Source organism: Psychrobacillus soli (assembly GCF_006861775.1).
In the GTDB taxonomy this organism is placed as follows: domain Bacteria; phylum Bacillota; class Bacilli; order Bacillales_A; family Planococcaceae; genus Psychrobacillus; species Psychrobacillus soli.
Genome location: NZ_VDGG01000007.1, coordinates 66,825 through 87,093, shown reverse-complemented (window position 1 = coordinate 87,093; position 20,269 = coordinate 66,825). Strand labels below are relative to the sequence as shown.

Here is a 20,269-nt window from a genome sequence, read left to right as displayed (position 1 = left end):
ATTTCTTATGAAAATGACAATCGCGAAAAAGATGTGGTTAGGTTTTTCTGCTGTTTTACTTCTTTTATTTGTAATCTCCGTTTTAGCATTTATGACATTGTCTAATGTAAGTAATAAATATCAGTTTTTATTGGATGATCGGGCGGCAAAGGTTAATCTTGTGAAGGAGATTGAGATTGCGCAAAAAGACGTAGCACGTAGTATATTGGATTATGTATTGACTAATACAGATGCCTCTAGAAAAAATGTAACGGTACACATAGAAACTGCAAAGAGTTTATCAGAAGAACTTCGAGGTAAGTTATTTTCTCCGGAAACAATTGCGATGATGGATGATCTGGACAGAAAATCACAAGCGTTTTCGTTGAAAATCGATGAAGCGATTGCCGCGAAGCAACAGAAAGATACAGCAATTAATAATTTGACAAATGAAGCGAAAATAATGAATGCTGGATTGATTGAAGTACTTGGAGAAATCGAACAATTTTTGCAAAATGATATGGATAAGACTAGAGAAGATCTGACAGCTTATGAAGCAGGGGCTAAAATGTTCATTATCATTTTAGTTGCTGTGAGTATTCTTCTTGGTATTATCGTCGCGTATTTCATCAGCAAAAGTATTGCGAATCCGGTTAAAAAGGTTACGGCCGGACTGTCAGAAATTGCGGTTGGGAACTTAGCGGTTGAGCCTATTCGTATTAAAAATAAAGATGAGGTCGGGGCAATGGCGACTGCTTTTAATACGATGTCAGCAGATCTCAGACAGATTGTTTCAAACGTACGTGATTCTTCCATGCAGCTTGCGGCGAATGCGGAAGAACTTTCTGCCAGTTCGGAGGAAAGTCTTGCTTCTTCTCAAATGGTTGCGAAATCTGCGGAAGAGCAAATGGCTACCAGTGAACAACAAGTTCGTCATATGGACGCTTCGATGCAATCGATGGGTGAACTGGCACAAGGAATTGGTCAAATTTCTGTTGATAATGAAGAAATGTTACAGGCTGCGGACGATGTGACAAAACTCGTGAAAAAAGGTTCGGATGTGGTGGCGGATGTCGCAAGTCAAATGAACACGATTCATACAACCTTTAAAGATACAACGGTTATCATGCGAAACATGGCCAAGCATTCAAGCGAGATTCAGACTGTTACCGCCCTCATCACGGATATTTCGGAGCAAACGAATTTGCTTGCGTTAAATGCTGCAATTGAAGCGGCACGAGCTGGAGAGTACGGAAAAGGCTTCGCTGTTGTAGCAGAAGAAGTGCGAAAACTTGCAGAGCAATCGAAAAACTCAGCCTCTGAAATTGAAAAAATGGTAGAAATGATTCAAACGGCTTCTGGGGACGCGGTGAAAGCTATCACGGTGGGCGGAGATAAAGTAGAAGAGGGTCTTGCGAAAACGACTGAATCGCTTCATGTGTATACGGAAATCGAATCGGCAGTTGGCGTAGTTGGTTCCAAAATTGACTCTGTTTCTGCAGCAATCGAGCAAATTCAAGCGATGGCTGAATCTGTTTCGGAAGGTGCGCATGAAGTGCAGCGTCTAGCTACACATGCAGCGGATGGGGCAAATGATACAAGTGCCGCTACCGAACAACAGCTTGCTGCAAATGAAGAAATTACATCCAATGCTCAGGCCTTAGCGGATCTTGCAGAAGTACTTCAAAACAACGTAAGTCATTTTAAACTTTCATAATGTACATGCATGGCTTTAAATCGTTCTATACGATTTAAAGCCATTTTTATATTCACAAAATATGACAAAATACCTTCACCAATGTATAATGTAGTGGTTACTATAGAAGTATAATATTTATAAAAAATAGGAAAAAGGAGCTATAACATGAAATATACAATTACTAGGAAAATGTGGGCTGGGTTTTCATCCGTATTAGTATTATTAATACTTGCAAGTGGGTTATCTATCTTTGCAACAGTTGACATTACAAAAAAATACAAAGACATCATTGAAGATGACATAGAAAAAGTGAACCTTGTTACAGAGATTGAGTTTATTCAAAAAGATATGGCAACCGCTGTATTAGAGTATGTTATGTTCGGAAAAAATACCGCCATTGAAAACTTAGAAAAAGAAATGGAAAGAGGATCTGTTGCTGCAGGAGCGCTTATCGAAAAGTTATCTGATCCGGCGTCTATAAAGTTAATGGAAGATCTTCAAACGCAAACGGTAAAATTAGTTGATTCGAATAATAAAGTAATAGAACTGAAACAAAAGAATGGGAACTTTGCTCAATACTCCGCCACTTCTTATGAGCTAAACACGGAAGTTTTAGCTATTTTAGCAGAATTAAAGGAAGTAGAACAACAGAATGTGGATAATACAAAAGCAGATTTAGGTGCTTATGTACAATTAGCAAATAAGATTACGGTTATTCTCACTATATTGAGTGTCATTCTAGGTGCCCTTGTTTCTTATTTCATTAGTAAAAGTATTACTAAACCGATTCAAAAAATGACTGCAGGACTTGCAGAAATTGCAGATGGCAACTTAGCAGTGGAATCTATTAAGATAAAAAATAAAGATGAAGTCGGAGAGATGGCGACTGCTTTTAATAAAATGGCTACTGATCTTCGAAATATTGTTTCGAACGTTCGAGACTCGTCGATGCAGCTTGCAGCAAACGCGGAAGAACTTTCTGCTAGTTCTGAAGAGAGTTTAGCATCTACTCAAATGGTCGCAAAATCAGCAGAAAGCCAAATGCTCGCAAGTGAAGAACAAATGAGCCATATGGATTCTTCTGTGAATTCTATCGTCGAATTACAACAAGGTATCGGACAAATCGCGCAAAACAACGAAGAGATGCTTCAATCGACGGATAGTGTACAAGATCTTGTAACAAAAGGAGCGTCTGTTGTATCGGACGTTGCAAGTCAAATGGATACTATACATACGACGTTTAATGAAACAACAGAAATTATGAAAAGTATGGCGAAGCATTCCGATGCAATTCAATCGATTACTTCCCTTATTACAGATATTTCGGAGCAAACGAATCTCCTTGCCTTAAATGCGGCAATTGAAGCAGCGCGTGCTGGAGAATACGGCAAAGGTTTCGCCGTAGTAGCAGAAGAAGTACGTAAACTAGCAGAGCAATCGAAAAACTCTGCGTCCGAAATTGGTTCGATGGTTCAATTAATCCAGTCTGCATCTGGTGAGGCAGTCAAAGCAATTACAACTGGCGGAGCAAAAGTAGAAGATGGCCTGGCGAAAACAACGGAGTCCATCCAAGTATTCAAAGAAATTGAAAACGGTGTAGGCGAAGTCGTGTTTAAAGTGGGATCCGTGTCCGCGGCGATTGAACAAATTCATGCGATGACTGAATCTGTAACAGAAAGTGTACAACAAGTTCAACATTTAGCATCCATCGCTGCAGATGGTGCAAACGATACAAGTGCAGCAACAGAAGAACAGCTTGCCGCAAATGAAGAAATCACAGCCAATGCGCAAACTTTAGCAGATTTAGCAGAAACACTCCAAGCTGAAGTAAGCCATTTTAAAATTTAATCAATAATCTAGTAGCGACTCCGGGAAATTGGAGTCGCTTTTTCTGTGGGAGAATAGGAAGTTGTGATATGGAGGGGGTACTTTGCGATTAGAAGTGTCTATTTTGCGATTCTAAGCCTTGATCTTGCGATTTAGCGAGTCTATCTTGCTATTCTAGTAGATCTTGCGATTAGAAGTGTCTATTTTGCGATTCTAAGCCTTGATTTTGCAATTCAGCGAGTCTATCTTGCGATTTGGAGGTTCTATCTTGTGATTCAGCGATTCCACCCTACGATTCCCACCCCAAAAAATCTTCCTCAACTTAGACACAACCTACTCACACACAATATCGTATACTATACATAGGTGATGATTTTATGTATGCATTTATAGTATTTATACACGTTTTAAGCGCGATTTTGTCTATTGGTCCGTTCTTTGTACTCTTTCCCATATTAAATAGGATGAAACTCCAAAATAGAGAGGTGCTAGATTCATATTTAGAGGTGTTCCAGGCGGCTATTCGCATTGTGAAGCATGCTGGGCATGTGCTTGTTGGATCTGGTATTTTGCTTATGTGGCAAGGAAATTGGCCGTGGTCGACGTCGTGGGTCATTATGACGATTGTTGTAATGGTTAGTTCAATCGTTTTTTTAGCGCGAGCGTTTAAGCCAAATATTCGCTTGTACCGAAATGAAATGATCGATTTACAAACACTCATTCAAAAATTACGTCGTTCAGTTTGGATGTATATTTTATTGCTACTTATTATGCTTTGGTTTATGGTAGCAAAACCAAACTTATGGTGAACATTTTTTTCCCGAGAGAGAGTTTTTTTAAGAAAAAATATAAAATTGATTTTCTAGAAACATAACAAAAGTTTACATCTCACTTGTTGTTTGGAGAACCATCCGCTTTTTATAAATGCCCATATCTTGTCATAAATAACCTTTCTCACACACTTATGTGAGGAAGGTTTTTATTTTGAATAAAAAATTCACAATTATTTTTCTAGCGTGTAAAATGCGATATATCGCGAATGAAAACGATTACATTATAAACGAATATTCCAAACTAACAGATTATTTTAAAAAATGGTGTTGACGCAGCATTTTAAAGGCGATATGATAGCTACAATATATTAAATATTGTGAGAAAATTCACATAGAGAAAAGACTTTTAAAAGTCTAGGCTGCAAAGCTAAACGCTGTTGAGGCGGAAAGTATAGGGGCGATTAGAATTGAGAAGTGACATGATAAAAAAAGGTGTCGATCGAGCACCGCATCGAAGTCTACTCTATGCAACTGGAGTAAAAACAAAAGATTTAGATAAACCATTCATTGGCGTATGTAACTCCTATATTGATATTATTCCTGGCCATATGCATTTAAACAAATTTGCAGAGGTCGTTAAAGAGGCAATACGTGAAGCTGGCGGAATTCCATTTGAATTTAACACGATTGGTGTAGATGATGGAATTGCAATGGGTCACATCGGGATGAGATATTCACTTCCGAGTCGTGAGCTTATTGCAGACTCAGCGGAAACAGTTATTAACGCACACTGGTTCGACGGAGTGTTTTACATTCCTAACTGTGACAAAATTACTCCAGGAATGTTAATGGCAGCAGTAAGAACGAATGTCCCATCTGTTTTCGTTTCAGGTGGACCGATGGAAGCTGGAACTTCAGCTGACGGGAAACAACTTTCCTTAACCTCAGTTTTTGAAGGTGTTGGTTCTTATAAATCAGGTGGAATGACAGCGGAACAACTACTAGACATTGAACAAAATGCATGTCCAACATGTGGTTCTTGTTCAGGGATGTTCACAGCGAACTCGATGAACTCACTAATGGAAATGCTTGGTGTGACACCACCTGGTAACGGGACGATTATTGCAACATCAGACGAACGTCACCGACTTATTAAAGAAGCTGCAAAACATCTTGTTCGAATGGTTAAAGAAGATGTGAAGCCAAGAGATTTAATCACAAAAGAAACAATCGACGATGCATTCGCGCTCGATATGGCAATGGGTGGTTCTACAAACACAGTACTTCATACATTAGCTATCGCACATGAAGCAGAAATCGAATATGACGTAAGAGAAATTAACGAAGTAGCAAAACGTGTTCCTTATTTATCGAAAATTATGCCAGCTTCTGATTACTCTATGCATGATGTACATCTAGCAGGAGGAGTTAGTGCCATTATAAAAGAACTTTGCGAAATTCCAGGAGCTGTTCACCCGGATCGTATGACGATTACAGGGAAAACACTCTATGAAAACGTAAAAGATTCAGAGATTAAGAATGATCAAGTCATACGTCGAAAAGAAAATCCATATAGTCCTGTAGGTGGCTTATCCGTCTTATTCGGAAATATTGCTCCAGAGGGTGGAGTTATTAAAGTCGGCGCAGTAGATCCTTCTATAAAAGAGTTTACTGGGAAAGCAATTGTGTTTGATTCACAAGAAGCTTCTCAAGAAGCAATCGACAACGGTACTGTTCAAGAAGGTCATGTAGTCGTTATTCGCTACGAAGGCCCTAGAGGTGGACCGGGAATGCCGGAAATGCTTGCTCCAACTTCAGCGATTCAAGGTCGCGGACTAGGAACGAAAGTGGCACTTATTACAGACGGGAGATTCTCAGGTGCATCTAGAGGAATTTCCATTGGACATATTTCTCCAGAAGCAGCTGATGGTGGACCGATCGCGTTAGTCGAAAATGACGATATTATCGTGATTGACTTGACTAATAGAACGATAGAATTGCAAGTTAGCGAAGAAGAATTAGCAAAAAGAAAAGCGAAACTGCAACCATTTGAACCAAAGATTAAAAAAGGTTATTTAGCAAGATATTCAAAACTAGTAACATCTGCAAGTACAGGTGGAGTTATGAAAATCTAATATTAGAAATCTATGATGAGGCAAAAGTTAAAGGGATCTTGTATTTACAGAGAGCCGGTGTAGCTGGGAACCGGCAATACAACCTTTAGCGACATCCCCTCGGAGTGAAGTGTTGAATGGGAAACCTATTAGATACTTCCGGGTGTAGTAAGACTTAACTACTCTCGTTAAAAATGGACGGTCGGCTATTTGTCGGTTGTCTGCGAGGTAGCGGTTGCGCTATGAACTAGGGTGGTACCATGAAAAGAATTTCATCCCTATACAAATGAACTATGTTTCTTTGTGTGGGTTGAAATTCTTTTCATTTTTTATATAACTTGTTTTAACTGGACGATTTGATCAAAAGGAGGAAATTATGATGAAGATGACTGTTGAAGAAACAGCACAAATGTATGAAGAGCCCGCAACCACGGAAGCTCCCAAACAATTGGATGGTGCAGATGTTTTAATTGAAACATTGAAAAAGCATCAAGTAGAAATAGTTTTTGGTTATCCAGGTGGAGCCGTATTACCGATTTATGATGCACTTCATAAAAACCCGATTAGACATATTTTAGCTCGTCATGAGCAAGGTGCGATTCACGCAGCAGAAGGATATGCTCGTGTATCTGGAAAAGTAGGAGTAGTTATTGCAACTTCTGGTCCAGGTGCAACAAATGTCGTAACAGGAATTGCTGATGCGATGATGGATTCGATTCCACTCGTTGTTTTCACAGGGCAAGTTGCAACTACTGTCATTGGAACAGATGCTTTTCAAGAAGCAGACATAATCGGTATTACACAGCCAATTACAAAACATAATTATCAAGTAAAAGATGTAGCAGATTTACCAAGAATCGTAAATGAAGCTTTTCATATTGCTTCCACAGGTCGTCCAGGCCCAGTCGTCGTAGATATTCCTAAAAATATGGCAACAAGTATTTTTGTAACAAGTGAAGATGCAACGGATGAAGTTAATCTTCCAGGTTATCAACCAACGACAACACCGAACTTTTTACAAATTCAAAAAGCGGCACAAGCAATTTCAACTGCAAAACAACCGCTCATTCTTGCTGGAGCAGGCGTATTATTTGCTAAAGCATCCGATCTACTAGAAGAGTTTGCAGAGAAGTATCAAATTCCTGTAACCAATACCCTTCTAGGACTAGGAAGTATCGAAGGAGATCATCCATTATTTCTAGGAATGGCTGGAATGCACGGAACGTATACAGCGAATATGGCCATTCAAACTTGTGATCTACTAATCAACGTTGGTGCAAGATTTGATGACCGTTTAACAGGAAACTTAAATTACTTTGCTCCAAATGCAAAAGTAATTCATATCGATATAGATCCTGCCGAAATCGGAAAAAATGTACCAACCGAAATTCCGATCGTAGCGGATGCGAAAGAAGCTTTACAAGCACTATTAGGACAAAACGCTCCAAATGGCAACACTGCAGCATGGTTAGAAAGTTTGAAGGTGAACCAAGCAGAATATCCCCTACATTATCAAGCAAGTGAAGAACGAGGACTTCTTCCACAACAAGTGGTAGAACTCATTCACGAGTATACAAATGGGGATGCAGTTGTTACAACAGATGTAGGGCAACACCAAATGTGGGCAGCACAATATTATAAATTTAACTCTCCACATAACTGGGTAACTTCAGGTGGACTTGGAACAATGGGCTTTGGTTTCCCAGCAGCAATTGGGGCACAGCTTGCAAAACCAGATGCAAAAGTAGTTTCAATCGTTGGAGACGCTGGATTCCAAATGACTCTACAGGAACTGTCGCTGTTACAAGAAATGCGTATTCCAGTAAAAGTAATCATTTTAAACAACCAAGCACTTGGGATGGTTCGTCAGTGGCAAGAAACGTTCCACGGAGAGCGTTACTCACAGTCCTTAATTCCTGTTCAACCGGATTTTGTGAAACTTGCGGCAGCTTACGATTTGAAAGGGTATAAAATCGAAACGTATGAAGATGCAAAGGTTCAATTAAAAGAAGCGCTAGCATCCGATGAACCTGTACTAATCGATTGTCGAGTTGTTCAAAAAGAATCGGTATTCCCGATGGTTGCTCCTGGTAGAGGACTACACGAAATGATTGGAGTGAAGCCAGAATGAAACGCATAATTACCGTAACCGTTATTAACCAAAGCGGCGTTTTAAACCGCGTAACTGGCCTTCTCATGAAACGTCAGTTCAATATCGAAAGTATCACAGTAGGTCATACCGAACAACCGCAAATTTCTAAAATGACATTCGTCGTAAATGTAGAGGACGAACAAAAACTAGAACAACTGTTAAAACAGCTTCAAAAGCAAGTGGATGTACTAAAAGTGAATGACATTACCGAAAAATCGATTGTCGTTCGGGAGCTCGCACTCGTGAAAGTTGTCGCACCACCCGCAGTAAGGTCTGAGATCAATAGCATTGTGGAACCATTCCGAGCAGCTACCATTGACACAGGTAAAAATGTCGTGACGTTTCAAGTGACAGGTAACCCAGAAAAAATTGATGCATTCATCGATTTGCTCAAGCCATACGGTATTAAAGATTTAACAAGAACAGGTGTTACAGCATTTGTTCGTGAAACTCAAAAGGTTCATACACCACAATTATCTATTTTGTGAGCAACATAAATACTTAGTAACACAGTTTTTACTTTTATATATATTTACACTAAAACCCAAAATTCGAGGAGGAAATAACAATGGCTAAAATGTATTATAACGGAGATATCAACGAAGGAATCTTAAAGGAAAAAACAATCGCAATCATCGGGTACGGATCACAAGGTCACGCACACGCACAAAACTTAAAAGATTCTGGATTTAATGTAGTAGTAGGTATTCGTGCAGGAAAATCTTTTGATCAAGCAAAAGAAGATGGACTAGAAGTTTATTCGGTAAAAGAAGCGGCTGAAAAAGCGGAAGTTATTATGATTTTATTACCAGACGAAAGACAAAAAGCGGTATACGAAGCAGAAATCCAACCAGCATTAACTGCAGGTAAATCACTAGTATTCGCACACGGATTTAACGTTCATTTCGATCAAATCGTACCTCCAGCAGACGTAGATGTATTCCTAGTAGCACCAAAAGGACCAGGACATTTAGTGCGTAGAACATTTGAAGCAGGAGCAGGCGTACCAGGATTATTCGCAGTTTATCAAGATGCTTCTGGCAACGCGAAAGACACTGCTCTAGCATACGCAAAAGGTATCGGAGCAGCTCGTGCAGGTGTTCTTGAAACAACATTTAAAGAAGAAACAGAAACAGATCTATTCGGAGAGCAAGCAGTACTTTGTGGTAGTACAACTGCAATCGTAAAAGCTGGTTTTGAAACTTTAGTAGAAGCAGGATACCAACCAGAACTTGCATACTTTGAAACATTACACGAATTAAAACTGATCGTTGACTTAATGTACGAAGGTGGAATGGCTACAATGCGTTCTTCTATCTCAGATACAGCTGAGTGGGGAGATTTCGTATCAGGACCACGTATCATCGACGCTTCTGTAAAAGATCGTATGAAAGAAGTATTAACTGACATTCAAGACGGAACATTTGCAAAAGAATGGATTAAAGAAAACGAAACAGACCGTCCAAAATATAATGCAATCAAAAAAGCGGAATCAGAACATCAAATCGAAGTAGTTGGAGCGAAACTTCGTGAAATGATGCCATTTATCAATGAAGGGAAAAAACAAGTGAAGAAAGAAGTGGTGACGAGTGCACAAAATTGACATTTTTGATACGACGCTTCGTGATGGTGAACAGTCCGCAGGGATTAATCTAAACACGCAAGAGAAGTTAGAAATTGCTCGTCAGCTTGAAAAGTACGGAGTTTCCATTATTGAAGCAGGTTTTCCTGCTTCATCCCCTGGGGACTTTGAAGCCGTTAAACTAATTGCAGATACGGTAAAAAACTCAGTTGTTACAGGTCTAGCCCGCACGATCAAAGGTGATATTGAAGCTGCTTGGGAGGCATTAAAAGGTGGAGTACAGCCTCATCTTCACACATTTATCGCCACATCCCCAATTCATATGCAATATAAGCTCAATAAAACTCCGGAACAAGTGATTGAACTTGCTGTTGAATCAGTGAAACTAGCAAGAAAATATTTTCCGCTAGTACAATGGTCTGCAGAAGATGCAACTCGCTCTGATAAAGATTTTCTAGTTCGCATTATGAATGAAGTCATTAAAGCAGGGGCTACAACGATTAATGTACCAGATACAGTAGGGTATGCAACACCTGCCGAGTACGGTGCATTGTTTAAATACCTGACAGAAAACGTGAACGGTATTGAACGAGTGAAACTTTCCGCTCATTGTCACGATGATTTAGGTTTAGCGACAGCAAACACGTTAGCCGCAATTGAAAATGGTGCAACACAAGTAGAAGGTACAATCAACGGAATTGGAGAACGAGCTGGTAACGTAGCGCTAGAAGAAATTGCAGTTGCACTACATATTCGCAAAGACTACTACCAAACAGAATCCGGCATCATTTTAAAAGAAACGAAACGCACAAGTCAGCTTGTTAGTAAGCTAACAGGCGTAGCTATTCAACCAAATAAAGCAGTAGTAGGGAAAAATGCTTTTGCTCATGAATCTGGTATTCACCAAGATGGTATGCTGAAAAACCCTGAAACGTATGAAATTATTACGCCAGAATTAATTGGGGATGCATCTACCGAGCTTGTACTTGGAAAACACTCTGGTCGCCATGCCTTCTCTAGCCGAGCAGTGGAAATGGGCTTCCATTTAAGTGATGAAAAACTAAATGCAGCTTTTGCAGCATTCAAAAAATTAGCGGATTCTAAGAAAGAAATCACAGAGGATGATTTATTTGTTTTATTAACAGATCAACAAGTAAAAACGTCTGAAGTCGATGTATATGAATTAGAGAGCGTGCAAGTGCAATACGGTACGTCCAACATTCCAACTGCTACCGTTCAAGCGAAAACACCATCTGGTCAAGTAGAAGTTGTATCGTCTACTGGAGCTGGTTCGGTGGAAGCTATTTTCAATACGTTAGAAAAATTAGTGAATGGCAAAGTTCATATTATTGATTATCGTGTATCTTCCGTTTCTAAAGGCCGCGATGCACTTGGCGAAGCTGTAATTAACTTAACTTACAATGATGTCGTATCCGTTGGGCGTAACGCTTCGCAAGACGTATTAGAAGCTTCCGCAAAAGCATATTTGAATGCGATTAATAGACAATTAATAAAAGCACATTATCAAGAGAGAGTGCCGGTTACACAATAATAAACGGGAGTGAATGAGATGGAAAAAACGATAACAGTATTACCAGGCGACGGAATTGGTCCAGAAGTAACAGGAGCAACTGTCCAAGTGCTTCAAGCAATTGAAAAACGATATAATCATACGTTTAACTTTCAATATGCTCTGATTGGTGGAGCAGCAATTGATGCTTGTGAAAATCCACTTCCTGAAGACACAATTAAATTATGTAGCGAAAGTGATGCCATTCTCTTAGGTGCAGTTGGTGGGCCAAAATGGGATCAAAATCCATCTCATTTACGCCCGGAAAAAGGATTACTAGCAATTCGCAAACATTTCGGATTATACGCAAATATTCGTCCAGTAAAAGCGATTCCTGCATTACTTGAAGCTTCACCGCTTAAAAAGGAAATTGCGGAATCAGTAGATTTAGTCATCGTTCGTGAGTTAACGGGAGGTTTATACTTCGCAGAACCACGTAAGAAAACAAAAGATTACGCATTAGATTCACTTGTTTATACACGAGAAGAAATAGAGCGTATTGTTGATACAGCTTTCCAACTTGCTAGAAGTCGTAGAGGGAAACTTGCTTCTGTCGATAAAGCGAATGTACTTGATTCGAGTAAGTTGTGGCGCGAAATTGTGGAAGAAAAGAAACAAGGTTATCCGGATGTAGAAGTGGAACATATGCTTGTTGATTCGACTGCGATGAAGTTGATCACGAAGCCAGATGCATTTGACGTTATTGTAACGGAAAATATGTTTGGAGATATTTTAAGTGATGAAGCATCTGTTATTACTGGTTCACTAGGAATGCTACCATCTGCAAGTACAAGAGGGGACGGTTTTGGTTTATATGAACCAGCGCACGGTTCTGCTCCTGACATTGCAGGGCAAAACAAGGCAAACCCAGCAGCGACTATTCTTTCTGCAGCAATGATGCTACGCGAAGCATTCCAAATGGAAACAGAAGCAGCAGCAATTGAAGAAGCAGTATTTAATGTACTAAACGACGGTAATTTCACAAGCGATTTACAAGTAGAAGGTAAACGCGTTCTGTCAACAACAGAATGGACAGCAAAAGTATTAGAAGAATTAGATTCAGAATTTGTATCCGACAGTATTATGTTTACGTATGTCTAACCAAAAGGAGAGGGACTAAATGGCAAAAACGATTATTGAGAAAATTTGGGATGAACATGTAGTATATGAAGAAGAAGGAAAACCAGACCTTCTCTATATCGATTTACACTTACTCCATGAAGTGACATCTCCACAGGCTTTTGAAGGGTTACGACTAAATAATCGCAAGGTTCGTCGTCCAGATCTTTGTTTTGCAACGATGGATCACAACGTACCAACTCGTAATAGAGAAGAGATTAAAGATGTAATTGCGCGCAAGCAAATTACTACACTTCAAGATAACTGTGAAGAATTCGGAGTTCCACTTGCAAATATGGACCATCCAGATCAAGGGATCGTCCATATTATTGGCCCAGACCTTGGTCTAACACAACCTGGAAAAACAATCGTTTGTGGGGATAGTCACACATCTACACATGGTGCGTTCGGTGCCATCGCTTTTGGTATCGGTACGAGTGAAGTAGAGCATGTACTTTCTACTCAAACACTTTGGCAAGCAAGACCGAAAACAATGGAAATTAAAGTAACTGGGGAGCTTGGTTACGGAGTTGCAGCAAAAGATATTATTTTAGCTATCATTTCGAAGTTTGGAATCGATATGGGTACTGGATATATCGTAGAGTACACAGGCGAAGCGATTCGTAAACTATCGATGGAAGAGCGTATGACGATTTGTAATATGTCCATCGAAGCCGGAGCTCGTGCTGGATTGATCAGCCCAGATGCAACTACTGTTGAATTCCTAAGAGGTCGCGAACATGTTCCAACTGGCGAAGCTTTTGAAAAAGAAGCAGCACGTTGGTTAGCACTCGCTTCTGACGAAGGAGCAGTTTACGATCAAACAGTCGAAATTTCTGCCGACGAAATCGAACCTTTTGTTACTTGGGGTACAAATCCTTCCATGGGTTCAGGCGTTTCCAACAATATTCCACTTACACAACATTTCACGGAAGCAAGTGACAGATCAGCACATGAAAAAGCACTTGCCTATATGGGACTAAAAGAAGGAATGCCATTAACGGATATCGCTATTAGTAATGTATTCATTGGCTCTTGTACGAATGCGCGTCTAAGCGATTTACGCACAGCAGCAACTGTAGTAGAAGGGCGTAAAGTCCATCCGGCCGTAAAAGCAATTGTTGTTCCAGGATCACAAACAGTAAAAAAACAAGCAGAACAAGAAGGCATCGACAAAATCTTCCTTAATGCAGGATTTGAATGGCGCGAATCTGGCTGCAGTATGTGCCTAGCGATGAATGACGATATTGTTCCAGCTGGCGAACATTGTGCTTCTACATCCAACCGTAACTTCGAAGGTCGCCAAGGTGCAGGATCTAGAACGCATCTGATGAGCCCAGCAATGGCAGCAGCAGCAGCAATCGAAGGTCATATTGTAGATATTCGAAAATTTCAACTTGATTCAGTAGGGGTTTGAGCCCCTACTGAAATAGAGGAACTCTGGCTAAGTTCGCCGCGTCGTGCGGCAACGCCTGAGTGACCAACATCCTATTGGCCTGAGCCTCCGGCGGATGTCACAGATTTTGTAAAGGAGTTCATCGAACAAGTTCGATGAAAATCTGGACGCAATTACGCCAAGGCGAAATTGATTTAGTAAACGCGTAAGGAGGAAAAACGATGGAACCTATTAATGAAATAAAAAGCGTCATTACCCCATTAAATCAAAAAAACGTCGATACAGACCAAATTATTTCGAAAGAATTTCTAAAAAGAATCGAGCGTACAGGGTTCGGCAAGTACTTATTTTATCACTGGCGCTTCGATGCAGAAGATAATCCAATTCAAGATTTTGTATTAAACGATGAACGCTATAAAGATTCTACTGTATTAGTAGCACATGATAACTTTGGATGCGGATCTTCTCGTGAACATGCTCCGTGGGCTATTTTAGATTATGGATTCCGAGTAGTAATCGCACCAAGTTTCGCCGATATTTTTTATAATAACTGCATGAAAAATGGAATTCTTCCTATTAAATTGTCCGTTGACGAAGTGGAAGCCATTTTGAGTAAAGAAGAATATAACGTAGAAGTAAATCTAGAAACACAAACAGTAACAGGAGCGGACGGTTCTGTCTATTTATTTGACATCGACCCGTACCAAAAGAAAATGCTTCTAAATGGTTGGGATGAAATTTCATTGACCTTCCAATATGAAGATCATATTAAAGCTTTTGAAAACAAAAAATTAGCAAACTAGGAGATGGTTTTGTTGGGAATTCATACGACACTGTAGGTTTATTTGAAGCATCAGAAAAAGTAGCGGAATTCGTGCATCGTACACCATGTAAAACGTCAACTACATTGAACGAAATGACCGGTAAGAAAGTGTACTTGAAATTAGAGAACTTGCAAAAAACTGGTTCGTTTAAAATAAGAGGTGCGATGAATAAGGTTTCACAGTTATCGGAAGCAGAGTGCGAGAAAGGATTAATCGCCGCTTCCGCAGGGAATCACGCACAAGGAGTTGCCTATGCTGGAAAAGCACGCAATGTGCCAGTAACGATTTTCATGCCAATCGGTACACCAGAAGCAAAAGTAAACGCGACAAAAGGGTACGGGGCGACAGTTAAGCTTGTCGGACAAAATTTCGACGAAGCATTTGTTGCAGCAAGAGAAGAACAGCTTCGAACAAGAGCGACGTTCATCCATCCATTCGATGATTTAGCGGTGATAGAGGGCCAAGCGACGGTCGCTATGGAAATGCTGCAGCAAAGTCCCGAAATCGATACAATCGTCGTTCCAGCTGGAGGCGGAGGCTTACTCGCTGGTACCTTACTTGCCGTAAAATCGACCCGTCCAGATATCCGTGTCATTGGCGTCCAATCAGCGAATTCTTCTGCTATTGCAACTGCTTTTAAAGGAAAAAATGGAGGACTTGTCCCATTCCAAGGTAAGACAATCGCAGAAGGGATCAACGTGAAAGTACCAGGAAAGCTAACGATGAACATTATTCATTCACTCGTAGACGACATCATCACAGTATCCGAAGCAGAAATTGCATCTGCAATTCTCTTCATGCTAGAACGCGAAAAAACGCTTATTGAAGGTGCTGGAGCCGCAGCAGTAGCGGCAGTGTTGAACCACCACATGCCATCCGCATCACGAAATGTAGGAATCATCGTAAGCGGAGGGAACCTCGACATCAGCAAACTCGCTGAATGCCAAAACATGTCGATCCAAGTTCCATTAGCAAAATAAACTATAGTTAGACCACTAGTCTTTATTATTACAGGCTAGTGGTTTTTGCGTGGGGTGAACTTGCGATTCTGGGTGGCTATCTTGCGATTCGGAGAGGTTATCTTGTGATTCATCGCCCCTATCTTGTGATTCGGAGTAACTAGTCATGCATTTTGCGATTTGAAGGATAGATCTTGTGATTCAGCATCCCCATCTTGCGATTCGGAGAGGTTATCTTGCGATTCATCGCCCCTATCTTGTGATTTGGAGAAACTAGTCATGCAACTTGCGATTTGAAGGGTAGATCTTGCGGTTCAGCATCTCCATCTTGCGATTCGACGCCCCTATCATGCGATTTGGAGAAACTAGTCATGCATCCCCCAATTTTCATTCCAAATAAATGAGTTGCTAACTTGACTTTATTAAGTAACTAAAATATAATTACTTACGAAAAGTAACTTAAAAGAGGAGAATACAAAATGAAATATCAAAATAAACCATACACATTCGTAGAACTAGTAGAATTAAAAGTCATAAACCTAGAAGAATCACTTAATTTTTATCAAGAAGTAGTAGGATTCAAAGTCCTTGAAAAACAAGATAACAAAGCACTACTAACTGCAGACGGAAAAACAGCATTACTTTCTATTGAACAACGACCAGACTTCGAACCAAAACAACAAAAAACAACTGGTCTATACCATTTCGCATTATTACTTCCTACTCGTGCAGACCTTGGCGCAGTATTAAAACACTTTATCGAAAACAACATTCGCGTAGGAGCGGGAGACCACTTAGTAAGTGAAGCACTTTACTTAAATGACCCAGATGGTAACGGCATCGAAATTTATAGCGACCGCCCAGATACTGAGTGGAAATGGAACGGTGAACATGTTGCAATGGACACACTTCAAATCGATGCGCAAAGTATTTTAGCAGAAGGCGCAAGTACAAAATGGACCGGTCTACCTGAAGGCACTGCAATGGGGCATATCCATTTACATGTTGCGGATTTAGCAGCAGCGGAAAAGTTCTATAATGCGCTAGGATTTGAAGTTGTGACTCCATATCCAGGTGCCCTATTTATGGCAACAGGAAAATATCATCACCATATCGGCATGAACACTTGGGCTGGAGTTGGTGCACCAGCTGCAGCGGAAAATATTGTAGGATTAGAAGCATTCACTTTAGTTTATCCAAGCAAAGAAGTATTAAATACTGCAATTGAAAACTTGAAAACAATCGAAGCACCACTCACAGAAGAAAATGGCTTATTCATCACAAAAGATCCATCTCAAAATAAAATCAAATTAATCGTTAAATAATTACAGGGTGCCTTCGATTAGGCGCCCTTTTTAAGTGAAATAAAATCCAAATAATGGCTACAAGCACCCAGTTTCCAATGAAAGCAACCATTCCTCCCTCATAAGCAACCAATTCCCGTTCGAGAGCAACCATCTCTCCAGCATAAGCAACAAAATCACCCCACATACACGAAATCTTCACCCTCATTACATCTATATATATACAATCTCCCTAAGCATCATTCGACAAATTATTGATATTCGACAAAATCAATTCATCGATAAATTTTATGTAGAAAAAACAGGAATATAATTAATTTTACATGTTACATATTTGAACATTAAACGACATTATTTACAGTTGAATAACGTCCTCATTTTTCTGTTTGTAAAGTTACTGTAAAGTTTTGAAAAAGTCGCTCTAAACGGCGGTGTAATATGCTATATTTCCATTTAGGAGGTCTCATTACCTATGAAAAAATGGTCTAGCATTCCACTGAGAACGAAGTATTTAATATCAATTTTTAGTTCTTTCCTCTTATTTGGCATTATGACCGTGTTACTGGTTGTTCAAGTAATACACAATCAAAAACTTTCTGATAAATTAGAAACATCATCGGAAAATGTCGAGAACGCAGATATGATGCGGGCAGAGGTAGCTAGTTTATACATAGCGATTTCCCTATTCGCGGGGGATCCGTTAGATGAATTCGACAAAGATTATGAAGCAAAGAAAACGAATTTAGCGCAGTTAGTTCCAACTGCTAGTGAACGAATGGCGCATGTAGATTGGGATACTTTCACACAAACATTAAACGGCATTCAAACAACTTATGAGAACAATTTAAAAAAATCTGTTATCAATAAAGAAAATGTTGCAAAACGCCGCCAGCTACAATCTATTAATGAAAAATACAATGTATTAATAGAAATGCTCGATGCTACAAGAGAGCAAGAATCGAATAACAGACAGTTAATAATTGAAGATATGAATGCAAGCCAACAAAATACGATCGTAATTGTTGTTGTCTCTTTCATCGTAGCAGGGTTGTTCTCGATTCTTTTATTATTACTGACGAATCGTCAAATTAGAAATCAGTTAACGTCCGTTGCATCATCCGCAAAAGAAATTTCAAAAGGAAATCTACTTGCGAAACCAATACATATTTCGACAAAAGACGAAATTGGCGAAGTATCCATGGCGATGAATGAAATGAAAACCAATTTAACAGACATGGTTCAAATGATTAAATTGACAGCAGAAAAGCTCAGTATAGATAGTACAACATTAAAGGAGTATTCAGCTGAAACCGTGGCAGGATCCAATACCGTACAAATGGCTATCAATGAAGCAAGCGTAAGTATGATGGAGCAAAAAGAAGCATCGATTGGAATTCGAGCATTTTTAGAGGAATTTTCACGAACGTTTGAGAATGTGTCCGAAAAAGCAGTAGCCTTAAATAATCACGCATCATTTGCGGTTGAAGTTGCAGATGCAAGTGCAGATGCGATGAAAAAAGCGGCGGGTGAAGCAGCACATTTGCGATCCTTATTCAAAGCTGCAGATAAAGAAAGAAAATTATTGCAAGAGCGAACAGAAGAAATAGCAAGAATGACATCAATAGTACAATCTATTTCCAAACAAACAAATCTACTTGCATTAAATGCAGGCATCGAGGCCGCAAGATCTGGTGTGCACGGAAAAGGGTTCGCTGTCGTTGCAGAGGAAGTAAAAAAACTGGCGGATGAAGTGTCTGCTACTGCGAATACGATTAACAGCATTTCCACCTCTATTTCTCATCAAGGACATGAAATGGAAATTGTTTTTGCAGAAGGGCTTTCTACATCCAAAAACAATGCTACATCATTCCAGTTATTACATGAAAAATTCGATACAATCGTTTCTTTTATTCGGGAGTCTAAAAATCAAAATGATCATATGACAGATTCCATTATTACAATTGAGCAAGAAAAGAACACATCTGAAAAATTAATTTTTGAGTTAACGGAATCTATTGAAGCAAATACAACACAAATGGAACAAACCGTAGAATTACTTGTTTCAAACGTACAAACGATTGAGTCCTTATCAGCGTTAATCAGTGATATTAGCGAACAAGCAATGATTTTAGAAGCATCAACCGCACGTTTCACCATCTAACAATAGCTCAAAAAGTCTTTTCTCCAGACTTTTTGTGCTTTTTTTATTTTAATAGAATCATATTCGCGGAATTTGTAATGTAATTGTTACACAATTGTAAAATAAGAAGGTTCTAAAGCGTGGTAAGATGAATTTAGAGAATTTTTCTGAAAACTTTAGTCGCTCGGAGGAACACTATGAATATCAAATCTATGTCGCAAAAAGTCATTGCTATATTCGTATTATCTATAATTTTAGTTACAGCACCATTCGCAGGAAATACTGAAGCAAGTTCAGTAGACTCAAAAGAATTAGTAGCAACAGCTAAAAACTTAATAGGAACTAAATATCGCAGCGGTGGCACTACAAAAGCAGGATTTGATTGTTCAGGATTTGTAGGATTTGTTTACGAAGGGTTAGGAATTAGTCTTCCTCGTAGTTCATCAGGTATGCATGCATCCGGTTCAAAAGTGGAAAAGTCTGATTTAGAATCCGGAGATTTAGTTTTCTTTAACACATCAGGTAAAGGTGTTTCACATGTTGGTATATACATTGGCGACGATAAGTTTATCCATTCATCGACTTCAAAAGGCGTGAAAATTGATAAATTGAACGATCCACATTATTGGGGAAAACGCTATGTTGGAGCTAAACGAGTGACGGATGTAACAGTAGCTATAAACAAATAAACATATACACGAACGCTCTATCGTATAATTTACGGTAGAGCGTTTTTAATTTGACTTAGGTAGAAGAACCACACTTCTGCCGAGTCAAGTTTAGCCTCCGGGGGATGTCACAGATTTTGAATTGCGCTAGCACACTTCAAAA

General features: G+C 39.5%; 16 protein-coding genes and 1 other annotated feature. Of the genes, 15 read left to right on the top strand and 1 reads right to left on the bottom strand.

Annotation, left to right across the window (positions count from 1 at the left end; translation table 11 throughout):
* Nucleotides 1-7 precede the first annotated feature (7 nt).
* The 13 genes from FG383_RS04790 to FG383_RS04730 all read left to right on the top strand — a co-directional run bounded on the left by FG383_RS04790 (nucleotide 8) and on the right by FG383_RS04730 (nucleotide 17,319).
* Nucleotides 8-1,696, top strand: coding sequence for a methyl-accepting chemotaxis protein (locus FG383_RS04790; protein ID WP_142605717.1), 1,689 nt, complete (start codon nucleotides 8-10; stop codon nucleotides 1,694-1,696).
* Nucleotides 1,697-1,843: 147 nt separating this feature from the next.
* A complete protein-coding gene (locus FG383_RS04785; protein WP_142605716.1) occupies nucleotides 1,844-3,526 on the top strand; it encodes a methyl-accepting chemotaxis protein in 1,683 nt (560 codons plus the stop codon).
* Between the two features lie 356 nt (nucleotides 3,527-3,882).
* The gene (locus tag FG383_RS04780) at nucleotides 3,883-4,314 is read left to right on the top strand and encodes a hypothetical protein (RefSeq protein WP_142605715.1); all 432 of its coding nucleotides are present in this window, start codon (nucleotides 3,883-3,885) and stop codon (nucleotides 4,312-4,314) included.
* 431 nt (nucleotides 4,315-4,745) lie between these two features.
* Nucleotides 4,746-6,413, top strand: coding sequence for a dihydroxy-acid dehydratase (gene ilvD, locus FG383_RS04775; protein WP_142605714.1), 1,668 nt, complete (start codon nucleotides 4,746-4,748; stop codon nucleotides 6,411-6,413).
* A 3-nt stretch (nucleotides 6,414-6,416) separates the two neighbouring features.
* Nucleotides 6,417-6,675, top strand: a binding site (T-box leader).
* 126 nt (nucleotides 6,676-6,801) lie between these two features.
* On the top strand, nucleotides 6,802-8,523 hold the full coding sequence (gene ilvB / locus FG383_RS04770; protein WP_246096862.1) for an acetolactate synthase large subunit: 1,722 nt from the start codon (nucleotides 6,802-6,804) through the stop codon (nucleotides 8,521-8,523).
* The gene (ilvN, locus tag FG383_RS04765) at nucleotides 8,520-9,032 is read left to right on the top strand and encodes an acetolactate synthase small subunit (protein WP_142605712.1); all 513 of its coding nucleotides are present in this window, start codon (nucleotides 8,520-8,522) and stop codon (nucleotides 9,030-9,032) included. Before ilvB ends, ilvN begins: the two co-directional genes overlap by 4 nt.
* Before the next feature lie 80 nt (nucleotides 9,033-9,112).
* Nucleotides 9,113-10,147 (top strand): ketol-acid reductoisomerase, encoded by a 1,035-nt coding sequence (gene ilvC, locus FG383_RS04760; protein ID WP_142605711.1) that lies wholly within the window; start codon nucleotides 9,113-9,115, stop codon nucleotides 10,145-10,147.
* A complete protein-coding gene (locus FG383_RS04755) occupies nucleotides 10,134-11,678 on the top strand; it encodes a 2-isopropylmalate synthase (RefSeq protein ID WP_142605710.1) in 1,545 nt (514 codons plus the stop codon). Before ilvC ends, FG383_RS04755 begins: the two co-directional genes overlap by 14 nt.
* An 18-nt stretch (nucleotides 11,679-11,696) precedes the next feature.
* Nucleotides 11,697-12,797, top strand: coding sequence for a 3-isopropylmalate dehydrogenase (gene leuB, locus FG383_RS04750; protein ID WP_142605709.1), 1,101 nt, complete (start codon nucleotides 11,697-11,699; stop codon nucleotides 12,795-12,797).
* 19 nt (nucleotides 12,798-12,816) lie between these two features.
* Nucleotides 12,817-14,232 (top strand): 3-isopropylmalate dehydratase large subunit, encoded by a 1,416-nt coding sequence (gene leuC, locus FG383_RS04745; RefSeq protein ID WP_142605708.1) that lies wholly within the window; start codon nucleotides 12,817-12,819, stop codon nucleotides 14,230-14,232.
* 200 nt (nucleotides 14,233-14,432) lie between these two features.
* Nucleotides 14,433-15,014 (top strand): 3-isopropylmalate dehydratase small subunit, encoded by a 582-nt coding sequence (leuD, locus tag FG383_RS04740; RefSeq protein WP_142605707.1) that lies wholly within the window; start codon nucleotides 14,433-14,435, stop codon nucleotides 15,012-15,014.
* A 71-nt stretch (nucleotides 15,015-15,085) separates the two neighbouring features.
* Complete coding sequence (locus tag FG383_RS04735; protein WP_142605706.1) at nucleotides 15,086-16,015, top strand: threonine/serine dehydratase family protein; 930 nt, start codon at nucleotides 15,086-15,088, stop codon at nucleotides 16,013-16,015.
* 458 nt (nucleotides 16,016-16,473) lie between these two features.
* A complete protein-coding gene (locus FG383_RS04730; RefSeq protein WP_142605705.1) occupies nucleotides 16,474-17,319 on the top strand; it encodes a VOC family protein in 846 nt (281 codons plus the stop codon).
* On the opposite strand, the gene FG383_RS20830 is transcribed toward FG383_RS04730, so the two are convergent.
* A complete protein-coding gene (locus tag FG383_RS20830) occupies nucleotides 17,312-17,485 on the bottom strand; it encodes a hypothetical protein (RefSeq protein ID WP_185907847.1) in 174 nt (57 codons plus the stop codon). The genes FG383_RS04730 and FG383_RS20830 overlap by 8 nt on opposite strands.
* A gap of 285 nt (nucleotides 17,486-17,770) precedes the next feature.
* On the opposite strand from FG383_RS20830, the gene FG383_RS04725 reads away from it, so the two are divergent.
* Together FG383_RS04725 and FG383_RS04720 are read left to right on the top strand one after the other, a co-directional pair.
* Nucleotides 17,771-19,459 carry a methyl-accepting chemotaxis protein gene (locus FG383_RS04725; protein ID WP_142605704.1) on the top strand — a complete coding sequence of 563 codons (1,689 nt, stop codon included), beginning with the start codon at nucleotides 17,771-17,773 and terminating at the stop codon, nucleotides 19,457-19,459.
* A gap of 176 nt (nucleotides 19,460-19,635) precedes the next feature.
* Entirely contained in the window at nucleotides 19,636-20,127 is a 492-nt protein-coding gene (locus tag FG383_RS04720; RefSeq protein WP_142605703.1) for a C40 family peptidase, read from the top strand.
* Nucleotides 20,128-20,269 lie beyond the last annotated feature (142 nt).